This window comes from Sulfitobacter sp. 1A10359 (genome assembly GCF_043558145.1).
GTDB classification, from domain to species: Bacteria; Pseudomonadota; Alphaproteobacteria; order Rhodobacterales; family Rhodobacteraceae; genus Sulfitobacter; species Sulfitobacter faviae.
On the sequence record NZ_JBIFGB010000003.1, the window covers coordinates 488,717 to 503,355 of the forward strand.

Annotated in this window: 16 protein-coding genes and 2 riboswitches; of the genes, 7 read left to right on the top strand and 9 right to left on the bottom strand. The window is 64.0% G+C overall.

All coding sequences use genetic code 11. The features are described 5' to 3' along the window. Genes paaD through pcaF form a run of 5 tightly spaced genes read right to left on the bottom strand, consistent with a single transcriptional unit; the run spans nucleotide 1 to nucleotide 3,874 of the window. Entirely contained in the window at nucleotides 1-549 is a 549-nt protein-coding gene (gene paaD, locus ACGYK2_RS10760) for a 1,2-phenylacetyl-CoA epoxidase subunit PaaD (RefSeq protein WP_271688710.1), read from the bottom strand. After that, the gene (gene paaC / locus ACGYK2_RS10765) at nucleotides 543-1,265 is read right to left on the bottom strand and encodes a 1,2-phenylacetyl-CoA epoxidase subunit PaaC (protein WP_331619011.1); all 723 of its coding nucleotides are present in this window, start codon (nucleotides 1,263-1,265) and stop codon (nucleotides 543-545) included. Before paaC ends, paaD begins: the two co-directional genes overlap by 7 nt. Before the next feature lie 32 nt (nucleotides 1,266-1,297). Continuing rightward, nucleotides 1,298-1,642 carry a 1,2-phenylacetyl-CoA epoxidase subunit PaaB gene (gene paaB / locus ACGYK2_RS10770; protein ID WP_231886377.1) on the bottom strand — a complete coding sequence of 115 codons (345 nt, stop codon included), beginning with the start codon at nucleotides 1,640-1,642 and terminating at the stop codon, nucleotides 1,298-1,300. 5 nt (nucleotides 1,643-1,647) lie between these two features. Next, nucleotides 1,648-2,640, bottom strand: coding sequence for a 1,2-phenylacetyl-CoA epoxidase subunit PaaA (paaA, locus tag ACGYK2_RS10775; RefSeq protein ID WP_271688712.1), 993 nt, complete (start codon nucleotides 2,638-2,640; stop codon nucleotides 1,648-1,650). A 28-nt stretch (nucleotides 2,641-2,668) separates the two neighbouring features. Beyond that, entirely contained in the window at nucleotides 2,669-3,874 is a 1,206-nt protein-coding gene (gene pcaF / locus ACGYK2_RS10780; protein ID WP_271688713.1) for a 3-oxoadipyl-CoA thiolase, read from the bottom strand. A gap of 206 nt (nucleotides 3,875-4,080) precedes the next feature. Here pcaF and ACGYK2_RS10785 point away from each other — a divergent pair, with 206 nt between their 5' ends. Beyond that, the gene (locus tag ACGYK2_RS10785; RefSeq protein ID WP_271688714.1) at nucleotides 4,081-5,628 is read left to right on the top strand and encodes an alkaline phosphatase; all 1,548 of its coding nucleotides are present in this window, start codon (nucleotides 4,081-4,083) and stop codon (nucleotides 5,626-5,628) included. Between the two features lie 57 nt (nucleotides 5,629-5,685). Here ACGYK2_RS10785 and cobO read toward each other — a convergent pair whose 3' ends face one another. The 3 genes from cobO to aroC form a co-directional block, all read right to left on the bottom strand. Further along, entirely contained in the window at nucleotides 5,686-6,291 is a 606-nt protein-coding gene (gene cobO, locus ACGYK2_RS10790) for a cob(I)yrinic acid a,c-diamide adenosyltransferase (protein WP_067265789.1), read from the bottom strand. A gap of 70 nt (nucleotides 6,292-6,361) precedes the next feature. After that, nucleotides 6,362-7,300, bottom strand: coding sequence for a DMT family transporter (locus tag ACGYK2_RS10795; protein ID WP_067265788.1), 939 nt, complete (start codon nucleotides 7,298-7,300; stop codon nucleotides 6,362-6,364). Nucleotides 7,301-7,310: 10 nt separating this feature from the next. Next, the gene (aroC, locus tag ACGYK2_RS10800) at nucleotides 7,311-8,420 is read right to left on the bottom strand and encodes a chorismate synthase (RefSeq protein WP_271688716.1); all 1,110 of its coding nucleotides are present in this window, start codon (nucleotides 8,418-8,420) and stop codon (nucleotides 7,311-7,313) included. Nucleotides 8,421-8,512: 92 nt separating this feature from the next. Next, a riboswitch (TPP riboswitch) is annotated at nucleotides 8,513-8,614 on the top strand. A 34-nt stretch (nucleotides 8,615-8,648) separates the two neighbouring features. On the opposite strand from aroC, the gene thiB reads away from it, so the two are divergent. Genes thiB through ACGYK2_RS10815 form a run of 3 tightly spaced genes read left to right on the top strand, consistent with a single transcriptional unit; the run spans nucleotide 8,649 to nucleotide 11,837 of the window. Continuing rightward, nucleotides 8,649-9,626: a thiamine ABC transporter substrate binding subunit gene (gene thiB, locus ACGYK2_RS10805; protein ID WP_271688717.1), complete on the top strand. Its 978-nt coding sequence runs from the start codon at nucleotides 8,649-8,651 to the stop codon at nucleotides 9,624-9,626. Further along, nucleotides 9,602-11,158 (top strand): thiamine/thiamine pyrophosphate ABC transporter permease ThiP, encoded by a 1,557-nt coding sequence (locus tag ACGYK2_RS10810; protein WP_276154361.1) that lies wholly within the window; start codon nucleotides 9,602-9,604, stop codon nucleotides 11,156-11,158. Before thiB ends, ACGYK2_RS10810 begins: the two co-directional genes overlap by 25 nt. Then, complete coding sequence (locus ACGYK2_RS10815) at nucleotides 11,145-11,837, top strand: ATP-binding cassette domain-containing protein (protein WP_271688719.1); 693 nt, start codon at nucleotides 11,145-11,147, stop codon at nucleotides 11,835-11,837. The genes ACGYK2_RS10810 and ACGYK2_RS10815 overlap by 14 nt, the downstream gene beginning before the upstream one ends. Here ACGYK2_RS10815 and ACGYK2_RS10820 read toward each other — a convergent pair. Continuing rightward, nucleotides 11,834-12,316 (bottom strand): 6,7-dimethyl-8-ribityllumazine synthase, encoded by a 483-nt coding sequence (locus ACGYK2_RS10820; RefSeq protein ID WP_271688720.1) that lies wholly within the window; start codon nucleotides 12,314-12,316, stop codon nucleotides 11,834-11,836. The two genes, ACGYK2_RS10815 and ACGYK2_RS10820, sit on opposite strands and share 4 nt — an antisense overlap. Before the next feature lie 77 nt (nucleotides 12,317-12,393). Next, nucleotides 12,394-12,533: riboswitch (FMN riboswitch) on the bottom strand. Nucleotides 12,534-12,591: 58 nt separating this feature from the next. Here ACGYK2_RS10820 and ACGYK2_RS10825 point away from each other — a divergent pair. From ACGYK2_RS10825 to petA, 3 genes are all read left to right on the top strand, one after another. Next, on the top strand, nucleotides 12,592-13,206 hold the full coding sequence (locus tag ACGYK2_RS10825; protein ID WP_271688721.1) for an FMN-binding negative transcriptional regulator: 615 nt from the start codon (nucleotides 12,592-12,594) through the stop codon (nucleotides 13,204-13,206). Between the two features lie 60 nt (nucleotides 13,207-13,266). Further along, nucleotides 13,267-13,875, top strand: a complete 609-nt coding sequence (locus ACGYK2_RS10830; protein WP_271688722.1) for a glutathione S-transferase — start codon at nucleotides 13,267-13,269, stop codon at nucleotides 13,873-13,875. A 190-nt stretch (nucleotides 13,876-14,065) separates the two neighbouring features. Then, the gene (petA, locus tag ACGYK2_RS10835; RefSeq protein ID WP_271688723.1) at nucleotides 14,066-14,626 is read left to right on the top strand and encodes a ubiquinol-cytochrome c reductase iron-sulfur subunit; all 561 of its coding nucleotides are present in this window, start codon (nucleotides 14,066-14,068) and stop codon (nucleotides 14,624-14,626) included. Nucleotides 14,627-14,639: the final 13 nt, after the last annotated feature.

Here is a 14,639-nt window from a genome sequence, read left to right on the forward strand (position 1 = left end):
TCAGATACATTTGAAATAGTCAAAGGGTTCAAGGCAGTCCAAGCACCGCCATTGCGCCTTGCAGGGGGTCGAGCCGAACTGGCTGATCCGCTCCACCGCTTTCGATTGGCAGTGCGGGCAGTGCTGCGGCCCGCCGGCGGGGCGGGGCGGCGCGATGCCGTAGGCTTCAAGCTTGGCGCGGCCGGTGTCACTCATCCATTCGGTGGTCCAAGGCGGGGAGAGCTGGCGTTTCAACTCCAGCTTTTCGATCCCGTGGCCGTGCAGCGCCGTCTCGATGTCGAGGTTGATGATGCTGGTAGCCGGGCAGCCCGAATAGGTCGGTGTGATGGTGACGACCAGCGTGTCGCCCTGCCATGCCACATCGCGGATGATGCCCAGATCGGTGAGCGAAATCGCCGGGATCTCGGGGTCCGGGATCGCGGAGAGCCACGCCCAGACCGTCTTGACCGACGGCTTCTCGCCGCGGGCGGGGCCGCGCGAGGGGGACCCGCGCACCACCCCCGGCACCGGCGCGGGGGCGGGCCGGCTGTGGGGGGCGGGTTTCACCATGTGGCGTCCGGGTAGGCGCGTTGCAGCCACTGCATCTGGGTCAGCATATGGCCCAGATGTTCGCTGTGCCGCGCGCCGCTTTTCCCGCCCCTATGGGCAAAGTCGTCCTCGGGCTTACTGAGGGTCGCCGCCGCCAGCGTGTCGCCGACCAGTTGGTCGTAGCTTTTGCGCATGCTCGCCGGATCGGGGGCGATACCGGCTTCGGCCATGGCGGCGTCAACATCATCGCTGATGAACATCTCACCCACATAGGGCCAAAGCAGGTCGAGAGCCGCCTGCATCCGGCGGTGGCTTTCCTCGGTCCCGTCACCAAGGCCGATCACCGTGTCGGAGGACCGCTCCAAATGATAGGTCACCTCTTTCGCCGATTTTTCGGCGATGGCGGCGATCTCTTTGTCGCTAGAGTCGATCAGCGCGGTCAACTGCGCCAAATGCCATGCGTCGAACAGGAACTGCCGCATCATGGTCTGGCCGAAATCGCCGTTGGGCTGTTCCACCAGCAGGACATTGCGAAAGTCCCAGACATCGCGGTGAAAGGCGAGCTTGTCGGCGTCGCGGCCTGCGCCCTCGACCTCGCCCGAGAGTCCCAGCCAAAGCTGGGTCTGGCCAATCAGGTCGAGCGCTACGTTCGCCAGCGCGATGTCCTCTTCCAGCACCGGCGCCACGCCGCACCATTCCGAGACGCGGTGCCCGAGCACCAGCGCGTTGTCACCCATGCGGCAGAGGAATTCGAACTTGGGATCGGTGCTCACATCGCCCCCACTTCGTCGGGAATGTCGTAGAAGGTCGGGTGGCGGTAGACCTTGTCGTTCGCCGGCTCATAGAGCGCGCCCTTCTCCTCGGGCGAGGAGGCGGCGATGGCGCTGGCTTCGACCGCCCAGATGCTCACGCCCTCGTTGCGGCGGGTATAGACGTCGCGGGCGTTCTTGATCGCCATTTCCGCATCCGCCGCATGCAGGCTGCCGACATGGCGGTGGCTCAGCCCGTGCTGGCCGCGGATGAAGATTTCCCATAGGGGCCATTCGGTGGGCCGTGCGTCGCCGTGGGGGGCGGCTTCGGTGCCTTTGTATTCGCTGGATTCAGGGCTGCTCATGTCGCTTACTCCGCTGCCATTTGTCTGCTGCGCTTCTTCTCGGCGTGGGCCAGAAGCCCCTCGCGCACCCAGCGGCCCTCGTCCCAAGCCTTGTTGCGCGCCGCCAGCCGTTCGGTGTTGCAGGGGCCGTTGCCCTTGAGCACCTGGAAGAACTCTTCCCAGTCCGGTTCGGCAAAATCGTAGTGGCCGGTCTCTTCGTTGAACTTAAGCGTCTCGTCGGGGATCGTGAGGCCGAGGTATTCGGCCTGCGGCACCGTCTCGTCGACGAACTTTTGGCGCAGCTCGTCATTGGTGTTCATCTTAATCTTCCACGCCATTGACTGCGCGGAATGGACCGAATCCTTATCCGAGGGGCCGAACATCATCAGCGCCGGGAACCAGAAGCGGTTGAGCGCGTCCTGCGCCATCTTGCGCTGGGCGGGCGTGCCATTGGCCATCTTCATCATGATGTCGAAGCCTTGGCGCTGGTGGAAGCTTTCTTCCTTGCAGATGCGGACCATGGCACGGGCGTAGGGCCCGTAGGAGGTGCGCTGCAGCGGCACCTGATTCATGATCGCGGCACCATCGACGAGCCAGCCCACGGCGCCCATGTCGGCCCATGTCAGCGTGGGATAGTTGAAGATCGAGGAATACTTCATCTTCCCGGAAAGGAGGTCGCGGGTCATCTGGTCGCGGGTCACGCCCAGCGTTTCCGCCGCGCAGTAGAGGTAGAGACCGTGGCCGGCCTCGTCCTGCACCTTGGCCAGAAGGATCGCCTTGCGCTCCAACGTCGGCGCGCGGGTGATCCAGTTGCCTTCCGGCAACTGGCCCACGATCTCGGAATGCGCATGCTGTCCGATCTGGCGGATCAGGTTCTTGCGATAGCCGTCGGGCATCCAGTCCTTGGGCTCGATCTTGCCGCCCGCGTCGATGCGTTCCTGAAAGGCGCGCTCGTCGGGGTCCATCTCGTCGAGGGATTTGACGCCCTTGCCAGTGGATTTGATCATCTGTGCATACATCGGTCCGTTCCTTTCGAGGAAAGAAGTGTCAGCCTGCGTTTTCGAGGATCAGGGCAACGCCCTGACCCACGCCCACACACATGGTACATAGCGCGTATTTGCCGCCCGTCCGCTTGAGCTGCAGCGCCGCCGTCATCACCAGACGCGCGCCGGACATGCCAAGGGGGTGGCCGATTGCGATGGCGCCGCCGTTGGCGTTCACATGGGGTGCGTCGTCCGGCACGCCAAGGGCGCGCAGCGTGGCGAGGCCTTGGCTCGCGAAGGCTTCGTTAAGCTCGATCACATCCATCTGCTCGATCGTGAGGCCCGCGCGGTCCAGCACCTTGCGCACCGCAGGGATCGGGCCGATGCCCATAACGCGTGGCTCGACGCCCGCCGCGGACATGGCGACGACGCGGGCGATGGGGGCAAGACCGTGGTCCTTCACGCCCGCCTCAGAGGCCAGCAGCATTGCCGCAGCACCGTCGTTCACGCCCGAGGCATTGCCGGCAGTAACGGTGAGATCCGCGCCGTTGATGCCGCGCAGCTTGCCGAGTTTTTCCAGCGTGGTGCCGGGGCGGGGGTGTTCGTCGCTGTCGACGACGATATCCTCGCCCTTGCGCTGTGGAATGGTGACCGGGGCGATCTCCTCAGCAAAAATGCCTTTCTCGGCGGCGGCGGCATAGCGTTCCTGGCTGCGCGCGGCGAAGGCGTCCTGATCTTCACGCGACACGTCATAATCGGCGGCGACGTTGTCGGCGGTCTCGGGCATGGAATCCACGCCGAACTGCGCCTTCATCTTCGGGTTTACGAAGCGCCAGCCGATGGTGGTGTCATAGACGGCGTTGCTGCGCGAAAAGGCGGTTTCGGCCTTGGGCATCACGAATGGCGCGCGCGACATGCTTTCGATCCCGCCGGCGATGGCGAGGTCCATATCGCCCGCGCGGATCGCCCGGGCGGCGGCGCCCACGGCGTCCATGCCGCTGGCGCAGAGACGGTTGATCGTGGCACCCGGTACATCGACCGGCAGACCGGCCAATAGCGACGCCATGCGTGCCACGTTGCGGTTGTCCTCGCCCGCCTGATTGGCGCAGCCCATGATCACGTCATCGACCCGCGCCCAGTCGACGGAAGGGTTCCGCTCCATCAGCGCCTTCAACGGCACGGCGGCCAAGTCATCGGCGCGAACCGAAGAGAGGGCGCCGCCGTAACGGCCAATGGGGGTGCGCTGCGCGTCGCAGATGAATGCCTGCATGGGGGTCTCCTGTTGTTGCACCGCAATCTACACATCGGGGCGATTCGGTTCAATCAAAATGTTACGGAAAGAAAATAGGGTACGGATTTTGGTAACACGTCATCGCGCTGTCACCAAAGCTTTGCCAAAGAGTCACGCAGCTGTCGGCCATCTGTCACGCATCGGGGGTTCTGTGCCGCCATCGCCACCCTCAGAGGAAGCTCACGATGACCAAACTGATCCGCCCGACCCGTCGCGCTGTGCTGGCGGGCTCCACCGCCTTTGCCGCAAGCCTTGCCATGCCCAGCCTTAGCCGTGCGGCCTCGCGCCCGATGTTTACCCATGGGGTGCAATCGGGCGATGTCGACACGCAGTCCGGCATGATCTGGACCCGGACCGACCGCCCGGCGCGGGTGAAGGTCGAAATCTCCACCACCGAAAGCTTTGCCAACGCGCGCCAGCTTGCGCCGATGAACGCCCTGCCGAACCACGATCTGGCGGTGAAACGTCTGGTCGAAGGGCTGCCCTCGGATCAGGATATCTTTTACCGCTTCACCGCCGCCGATCTGAGCGACATCAACGCCACCTCCGAGCCGATCATCGGCCAGTTCCGCACCGCGCCCACCGCGCGCCGCGACGTGCGCTTTGCTTGGTCCGGTGACACCGCCGGTCAGGGCTGGGGCATCGACGATGAGGGCATGCGCACCTATGCGACCATGGCCAAACACCGCCCCGACTTCTTCCTGCATTCCGGTGACACCATCTATGCCGATGGCCCGCTTGAGGATGAGGTCCAGCTTGACGATGGCACGATGTGGAAGAACACCACCATCATCGACGAGAAACGCAAGGTGGCTGAGACGCTGGACGAATACCGCGGTCAGTGGAAATACAACCTGATGGACGCCCATGTGCGCGAGATGAACGCCCATGTGCCGACCTTCATGCAGTGGGACGACCATGAAGTCGTGAACAACTGGTCCTCCTCGCGCAGCCTGATGGAAGACGACCGCTATAGCGAGAAGTCGATCCATGTCCTCGCCGCCCGCGCTTCGCAGGCCTTCCATGAGATGACCCCGCTGCGCATCACCCCCGCCGAGCCGGGCCGGGTCTACCGCAAGATCAACTACGGTCCGATGCTGGATGTCTTCTTCCTCGACCTGCGCAGCTACCGGGGGCCGAACAGCGAGAACATGCAGACCGAGATGTCGCAGGCCACCGATATCCTCGGGGCCGAGCAGATGGCATGGCTCAAGCGCGAGCTGACCAATTCGGCGGCCACATGGAAGATCATCGCCTGCGACATGCCCATCGGTCTGGTCGTCGGCGGCGGGGCCGAGGCGGTCGCCAATGGCGACAATGGTGCCGCCAAGGGCCGCGAGCAAGAGATCGCGGGGCTGCTGCGTTTCATCAAGACCGCGCAGGTCGACAACGTGGTCTGGTTCACGGCGGATGTGCATTACACCGCCGCGCATTACTACAACCCCGACAAAGCGCAGTTTCAGGACTTTGACCCGTTCTGGGAGTTTGTCTCGGGCCCGCTGCACGCCGGCACCTTCGGCCCGAACGAATTGGACGGCACCTTTGGCCCCGAGTTGAAATACGTCAAAGCGCCCGAAGAAGGGCAGGTGAACCTGCCGCCCTCCGCCGGTCTGCAATTCTTTGGCTTGGTCGATATCGACGCCAAGACCCAGCAGATGAAAGTGCGCCTGATGGACCGCGCCGATACCGAGCTCTACTCGGTTACGCTCGACCCCAAGGGCGCGGCGATCTAAGCGCCCTCTGCATGGCACAGCCAGAGGATCGCCCGGAAGCGGGCGATCCTTTTCGTTTCAGTAGTCGACGCCGCGCTGTGCTTTGATGCCCGCTTTGAACGGGTGTTTAACCTCGGACATTTCAGTTACCAGATCGGCATAGTCGCAAAGCTCGGGCCGGGCGTCGCGGCCTGTCAGCACCACGGCGGTGCGCTTGTCGCGGGCGTCAAGCCCGGCGATCACGTCTTCGATTTTGAGGTATTCGTAGCGGATGGCGATGTTGATCTCATCCATCACCACAAGGTCATAGTCGCCGCTCTCCATCATCTCGCGCGCCTTGCCGAATGCGGCCTCGGCGGCGGCGATGTCGCGGTTGCGGTCTTGGGTGTCCCAAGTGAAGCCTTCGCCCATCGTGTGCCATGTCACCTCGTCCAACCGTTCAAAGAACAATCGTTCGCCGGTTTTCCATTTGCCCTTGATGAACTGCACCACGCCGACGCGCTGCTTCCAGCCAAGCGCGCGTACCACGACGCCGAAGGCGGAAGAGGATTTGCCCTTGCCCGGGCCGGTATGGACCAGCACCAGACCCTTGTCCGGGTCTTGCAACTCGGCCACCTTGGCGCGCTGTTCGGCCTGACGCTGCTGCATCTTTTCCTTGTGATCTTTCGGATCCGCGTCGCTCATCGGTCATCTCCTCTATCCGGTTTCGGGGCACCATAGGGAGAGGCCGGGCCGGGCGAAAGCCCGCATTCGATCACGCTTTGGGATCGGTGACAGATCGCGCCTTGCCACGCTCCATCCCCAACTGCCGCTCGCGCCAGATCACCAGCGCGCCCGCGCTGATCACCAACGCCGCGCCCGCCAGCATCATCATCGTGGGCAGTTCGGCAAAGAAGACATAGCCCAGCAAAATGGCGAAAAGCATCGAGGTGTAGTCATAGGGCGCCAGCATCGAGGCCGAGCCGAAGCGATAGGCCGAGGTAATCAGGATTTGCGCCACCCCGCCGATCAACCCGGCGAGGACCAGCAGGCCAAAGGTTTGCAGATCGGGGATGACCCAGCCGAAGGGCAGGGTGCAAAGCGCCAGCAGGGAGGCAGTGCAGGAGAAGTAAAAGACGATTGCGGCGGTGTCTTCGTTCTGTACCAATTGGCGAATGTGGATCTGCACGAGGCTGCGCACCATCGTCGCCATCAGGATCAGCAACGCGCCGATGGTGGCTGTCTGCTCCATCGTGCCGATGCTGGTGAAACGCGGCCAGAGGATGATCATCACCCCCACCAACCCGATCGCCACAGCACTCACGCGGATCAGGCGGATTTTCTCGCCCAGCAACACGGCGGCGAGGATGACGGTGAAAATCGGTGTGGCAAAACCGATGGCCGTGACCTCGGGCAGGGGCAGCAGGCCGAGGCCGGTAAAGGTCAGCCCCATCGCCGTGGTGCCGAACAGCCCGCGCCAGACATGGCCCATCGGGTTTTGCGTCTTTAGCCCGCTCTTCAATTTGCCGCGCTGTGCCAGCCAGATCAGGATCACTGGAATGGCAAAGAAGGAGCGGAAGAAGACAGACTCCCCGGCGGGAACCTCGTCGGCCAGCGATTTGATGATCGCGGACATGCAGGTGAAAAGCAGGATCGCCGTGATTTTCAGTCCGACACCAAGGGCGGGGCGGGCGGAGAAATCATCGACTTTCATGCTTTGATCCTCACGCCTCGGGGCCAATTATGCCGCGGTTCTGGCCAATCTGTCCGCGATGCAGCAGCAGGTGATCCAGCAGCACGCAGGCCATCATCGCCTCGCCCACCGGCACCGCGCGGATGCCGACGCAGGGATCGTGACGGCCCTTGGTGATGATCTCGGTCTCTTCGCCCTGTTTCGTGATCGTGCGCCGCGTGGTCAGGATGCTGGAGGTCGGCTTCACCGCGAAACGCAGCACCACATCCTGCCCGGTGCTGATCCCGCCCAAGATGCCGCCGGCGTGGTTCGAGGAATATTCCGGCCCATCGGGTCCCATGGTGATCTCATCGGCATTCAATTCGCCGGTCAGCATCGCCGCCGACATGCCCTCGCCGATCTCCACGCCCTTGACGGCATTGATGCTCATCATCGCGGCGGCCAGATCGGTGTCGAGCTTGCCATAGACCGGCGCGCCGAGGCCCGCAGGCACGCCGCGCGCCGTCACTTCGATGATCGCGCCGACGCTGCTGCCCGATTTGCGCAGCCCGTCGAGGTAGTCGGCCCAGTCCGCCGCTGCTTTGGCATCCGGCACCCAAAAGGGGTTTTGGTCGATCTGGTCCCAGTCAAAGGCATCGCGGTCGATCTTATGCGGCCCCATCTGCACCATGTAGCCGGTGATCTGAAGCTCCGGCGCCAGCGCCTTGATCGCCTCACGCGCCAGACCGCCCGCCGCCACCCGCGCGGCGGTTTCCCGGGCCGAGGAACGGCCACCCCCGCGATAGTCGCGGATGCCGTATTTTTGGAAATAGGTGATGTCGGCGTGACCGGGGCGGAACTTGTCCTTGATGTCGCCGTAGTCTTTGGAACGCTGATCGGTGTTCTCGATCATCAACTGGATCGGCGTGCCGGTGGTGACCCCTTCGAAGGTGCCCGACAGGATCCGCACTTCATCCGCTTCGCGCCGCTGAGTGGTGTATTTGTTCTGGCCCGGTTTGCGCTTGTCGAGCCAATGTTGAATCATGCCCTCGTCAATCGGCACGTCGGGGGGGCAGCCGTCGATGGTCGCCCCAAGGGCGGGCCCGTGGCTCTCGCCCCATGTAGTGACCCGGTAAAGATGGCCAAAGCTGTTGATCGACATGGGCGGACCTCCTGTTGTCAAACCCTTAGCCGGGCCAGCGCCCTGCCTCAAGGGGATTTGCCTTGCCAATTGTGCAGGTCCGATCTACCCCTGACGCTACCTCGGGGGGCCTTTGGGCTGAGATGTGCATGCTGTGCGGACCCGTTGAACCTGAACCGGTTAACACCGGCGGAGGGAAGGTCAGGACAGACATCCACCTTTTACCTTTCGCCGCAAAAGGAGGATGCGATGAAGTATCTTACACTTGCTGCGGGCGTCATGGGCGCATCGGCCGCATGGGCCGAGACGCCTGAACTGACGGTCTATACCTACGACAGTTTCGTCACCGAATGGGGGCCGGGCCCGGCCATCGAAGAGGGGTTCGAGGCCCACTGCGGCTGCGATCTGAAATTCGTCGGCATGGGCGACGGTGCGGCCTTGCTGGCGCGGCTCAAGCTTGAAGGCGCACGGTCCGACGCGGATATCGTGCTGGGGCTGGACACCAGCCTTGTCGCCGCCGCGAAAGAGACCGATCTGTTTGCGCCGAGCGGGTTGCAGGCCGACTATGACCTGCCGATCACTTGGGAAGACGAGGTCTTCGTGCCCTATGACTGGGGCTACTTCGCCTTTGTCCACGGCACCGATCTGGGCGCGCCCGGTAATTTCAAAGCGCTGGCCGAAAGCGATCTGAAAATCGTGATCCAAGACCCGCGCTCCTCAACGCCCGGTTTGGGCCTGCTGATGTGGGTCAAAGCGGCATACGGCGACGACGCACCTGAGGTTTGGGCAGGACTGGCGGATAACGTCGTGACCGTGACCAAAGGGTGGTCCGAAGCCTACGGACTCTTCCTCGAAGGCGAAGCCGATATGGTGCTGAGCTACACCACCTCTCCGGCCTATCACCTGATCGCGGAGGAGGACGACAGCAAGACCGCGGCGCTGTTCGACGAGGGCCATTACATGCAGATCGAAGTGGCGGGGAAGCTCGCCGGGTCGGATCAGCCGGAACTGGCGGATCGGTTCTTGCAATACCTCGTCTCTGATGCCGCGCAATCGGTGCTGCCGACGACCAACTGGATGTATCCCGCCGTGACGCCCGAAGGCGGTCTGCCCGCAGGGTTCGAGGGCATGATCCAGCCCGGCAAGGCGCTGTTGGTACCGAACGGCGAGGTCCCCGCGCTCCGTGAGGAGGCTTTGGACGAATGGCTGACCGCGCTGTCGCGTTAAGCGGCAAGACGGGGCTTTTCGCCGCCGCGCTGGTGGCGGGGCTGATCCTTGCCGCTTTGGTCGCCGTTTTCGCGGCAGCCGATGTGGGCGCAGGGCTTGGCCCGGCGGATTGGGCGGCGGTGCGGTTTACCGCGACGCAGGCGGTCTGGTCGGCGGTGCTTTCGGTGCTGCTGGCCGTGCCGGTGGCGCGGGCCTTGGCGCGGCGGCGGTTCTGGGGGCGTGGGGCGCTGATCACGCTGCTGGGCGCGCCTTTCATTCTGCCGGTGATCGTGGCGGTGCTGGGGCTGCTGACCGTCTTTGGCCGCTCGGGCGTGCTGAACCAGTTTGGCGCGGCTCTTGGCCTGCCGCCGGTGTCAATCTACGGGCTGCATGGCGTGGTTCTGGCGCATGTCTTCTTCAACCTGCCGCTTGCGACGCGGCTTTTGCTGCAAGGCTGGCAGAGCATCCCGTCCGAGCGGTTTCGGCTCGCGGGGCAGCTCCAGATGACGCCGCGGGCGCTGTTTCTGGCGCTGGAATGGCCGATGCTGCGGCAGGTGCTGCCCGGTGTGGCGGCGCTAATTTTTGTGATTTGCCTGACCAGTTTCGCCGTGGCGCTGACGCTAGGCGGTGGGCCGCGGGCGACGACGGTTGAATTGGCGATCTATCAGGCCTTTCGGTTTGACTTTGATCTGGGGCGCGCCGCGCTTCTGTCCGTGGTGCAGCTTGTTCTGGCTGGCGCAGCGGCGGTGGCAGCGCTTTGGCTGATCCCGCCGATCAGCTTGGGCGGCGGGTTGGACCGCCCCCTGCGCCGCTGGGATGCGCGGGGCGGCGTGCAGCGAGCGTTGGACGGGCTGGTGATCGCGCTCGCCGCGCTGTTCTTGCTGCTGCCGCTGGGGGCCGTGGTGCTGCGCGGGCTGGCGGGGGTCGCGCAACTGCCTGCCTCGGTCTGGCAGGCCTCCGGGAATAGCATTCTGGTGGCGGGGTTGAGCGTGGCGGTGCTGGCCCTGCTGGCGCTGCCGATGGCAGGCTGGATCGCCACCCGGCGACGCGGCGGGGTGGAGGCGATTGGCCTGATGGGGCTTGCGGCCTCTCCGCTGATGATTGGCACGGGGTGGTTCATCTTGATCAACCCTGTGCTGGACCCGGCACGGCTGAGCTTGCCGGTCACCGCCTTGGTCAACGCGCTGATGGCGCTGCCTTTCGTGCTGCGCATTCTGGTGCCGCGCCTGCGCGAGACCTTGAAGGATTATGGCCCCCTGACCCAGACCCTCGGCATGAAAGGCTGGGCGCTGTGGCGGCTGCTGGTCCTGCCGCGTCTGCGCCCGCAACTTGGTTTTGCCGCCGGGCTGACGGGGGCGCTCTCGGTGGGGGATCTCGGCGTGATCGCGCTTTTCGCCGATCAGGAACGTGCGACGCTGCCTTTGCAGATGTACCGTCTGATGGGCGCCTACCGGATGGAGGCCGCGGCGGGCGCAGCGCTGCTTTTGCTGGTCTTGGCGCTGGCGGTGTTTTTCATCTGCGACAAATGGGGGCGCTGGCATGCTGACGCTTGAAGATATGCGCATTGAGCGGGGCGAGTTCTCCCTCGCGGCCGATATGACACTGGCGCAGGGGCGCAACTACGCGGTGATCGGCCCCTCCGGGTCGGGCAAGTCGACCCTGCTGGCGGCAATCTGTGGGTTCGTGCCGGTGGCGGCGGGGCGGTTGTTGCGGGAGGGGGAGGAGATCACGGATCAACATCCCGGCCAGCGCGGCATGACGATGCTGTTTCAGGACAACAACCTATTCCCGCATCTCACCGTGCGGCAGAACGTCGGCCTTGGCCTGCGCCCCGATTTGCGGCTGAAAGCAGCGGATCGGGAGGCGGTCGATGCCGCCCTCGCGCGGGTGGGGCTTGCCACCCATGCCGCCAAACGCCCGGGCGCGCTGTCGGGCGGGCAGCAAAGCCGCGTGGCGCTGGCGCGGGTGCTGGTGCAGGCGCGGCCTTGGGTGCTGTTGGACGAACCCTTCGCCGCGCTCGGCCCGGCGCTGCGGGTCGAGATGCTGGATCTGGTCCAAGACCTCGCCCGTGAGACCGGCGCGGGGCTGATCATGGTGACCCATGCCCCCGATGACGTGCGCCGCATTGCGGATGAGGTGATCTTTGTCGAAGGCGGGCGCGCCCATGCGCCGGGACCGGCGGCGGAATTGCTCGACAACCCGCCCCCGGCCCTGCGCGCCTATCTCGGCTAGGCGGCGGAAATTTTTGAAATTTCCGCGCCGTTTTCTTTTGAAGAAAACGTCTCCAGCGCTTGGGTCATGCCAAGGGCGGCCTGCGCAGCCTCGCGCCCCTTGGTGACGAAATGATCGCGGTAGATCGCGTTGTGATGATCCGTTTCCTGATAGTGGTGCGGCGTGAGCGAGACCGACAGCACCGGCAGGTCGCAGTCCAGCCCCACGCGCATCAGCCCATCGATCACCGTCTGCGCTACGAAGTCATGCCGGTAAATGCCGCCATCCACCACGAAGGCCGCGCAGATCACGGCGTCGTAGCGGCCCGTCTTGGCCAGACGCTGCGCCATGAGCGGCAGTTCAAAGGCACCGGGAACGGCAAAGCTGTCCACCTGCGCGGCGTCAATAACTTCGGTAAACCCGTCATAGGCGCGGTCGACGATATCCGCATGCCAGCTTGCACGCACAAAGGCGAAACGGGCGGAACGTTCTTGTGTCATGGTGATCTCCTTTAGGTTCAGACACGTCCACCCAAGGCGATCACGCGCAACGACCGAGGCTTCGCCCCCGTCTTTGTTCGCATTCTCTTTCATCCGGACTGTGACCGTCGGCTCTGGAGTCGCACCAGATCTGCTGACACCTTCGAAAAGGCCGCTCGCGGGCTTGCGGGGACCGCTTACCGCCGGTGGGGAATTCCGCCCCGCCCTGAGAATGATGTCAGGTTGCCAAGTTGCGCAAGGCTCTGCAATACCAAAAGAAACGCATAGGAGGCACCATGCACCCCAATCCGATCTACCGCAAAGAGGGCCGCGACCGGAACCTTGTCTTTGCTCGTGACACCGGCTTTGGCGTTCTGGCGATCAACGGGGCAGAGGGGCCGTTGATGGCGCATGTGCCTTTCATCCTGAACGACGCCGGGGATTTGGCCGAGTTGCATCTGGTGCGCCCCAACCCCATCGCGCGGGCGCTGAAAACCCCGCAGCCGGTGCGTTTGGCCGTAACGGGGGCCGACAGCTATGTCTCGCCCGATTGGTACGGGATCGAGGATCAGGTGCCGACATGGAACTATGTGGCCGTGCATCTGACCGGCAGGCTAGAGCTTCGCCCTGCAGAGGAACTGCCCGATCTGTTGGCCCGGCAATCGGCGATCTATGAGGCGCGGCTGGCCCCAAAGACCCCGTGGAAGATGGACAAGATGACCCCCGAGGCGCGGGACAAGATGCTGCGGATGATCGTGCCTTGCCAGCTCCGCGTCACCGGGGTCGACGGCACGTGGAAGCTGGGACAGAACAAGGATGCGGCCGTGCGTCTCGCGGCGGCGGAGCAGATGGCGGCGCATGGGTTCGGTACGGATCCGGCGGTGATGGCGGCCCTGATGCGCGGGGTGTGATCCCCGTTGCGTCTGGCGCGGCCCCGTTGAATAGTGCGGGCAACCAAGGGGGGACTTCACGTGAAACTATTTTATTCTCCAACCTCACCCTATGTCCGCAAGGTCATGGTGTTGCTGCATGAAACGGGTCAGCTTGATGATGTCGCGCTAGAGCCGACTTCGGGCACGCCGCTGGCCCCTGCCGAAGGCTTTGCCGCACGCAATCCACTGACCAAAGTGCCTGCGCTGGAGCGGCCGGACGGCTGCACGCTTTACGACAGCCGGGTGATCTGCGCCTATTTGGATGACCGCGCCGGGGCGGGGCTTTACCCCCAAGGCACAAGCAGGTGGGACACTTTGACGCTGGAGGCCACGGCGGATGGCATGCTCGATGCTGCGCTCGCCATGGTCTATGAGGGCAAGCTGCGCCCCGAAGATAAACGCATGTCGGAATGGGTCGAAGGCCAGTGGGGCAAGGTCGACCGGGCCTGTAAGACGCTTAACAATCAATGGGCTGCACATTTGGCTGGGCCCTTGGACATGGGGCAAATCGCGCTTGGCTGTGCCTTGGGATATATCGATTTCCGCCATGCTGCGCGGGATTGGCGGGCTGGAAACCCCGATCTGGCGGCATGGTTCGATGCCTTTGATTCGCGCCCCGCGATGACCCATACCGCGCCGCCGCAGTAAGCGTGCCGTAATGATATTGCCACAATCGCGGTATTTTTGCCGCGTTGTGGCGCGGTTGATCCAAGATGCGCGGCTTTGACATCTGGACGGGCGCGGTCCATCCCGGTAGATAGCGGCGAGAAGTCAGGTGGCAAGGTGACGCCACCCCTATGTCTGTCGGCCAAAGTCGGCCAAGAATTGGAGTAAACCCGTGTCCCAAGCAGAAGAACACGCAGGCACCCGGAGGGATTTCCTGTATTACGCGACAGCCGGTACAGGTGCCGTCGCCGTTGGTGCCGCCGTCTGGCCGCTGGTCAACCAGATGAACCCCTCTGCCGACGTAAAGGCGCTGTCGTCCATTCGTGTGGATGTGTCCGGCGTCGAAGTCGGGACGCAGCTGACCGTGAAATGGCTGGGCAAGCCGGTGTTCATTCGCCGCCGCACCGAGGCCGAGATCGAAGAGGCAAGCGCTGTTGACGTGTCCAGCCTGCCTGACCCCATCGCGCAGAACGCCAACCTGGGCGGCGACGTGCCCGCCACGGATGCCAACCGCGCCTTGGACGAAAGCGGCGAGTGGCTGGTTCAGATGGGCGTTTGCACACACCTCGGCTGCGTGCCCTTGGGTGATGCTGGCGACTTTGGCGGCTGGTTCTGCCCCTGCCACGGGTCGCACTACGATACCGCGGGCCGCATCCGTAAAGGGCCGGCTCCGCGCAACTTGCCGGTGCCTGTCGCCGAATTCGTGGACGAGTCCACGATCAAACTGGGTTAAGGGAGCGGAAGAG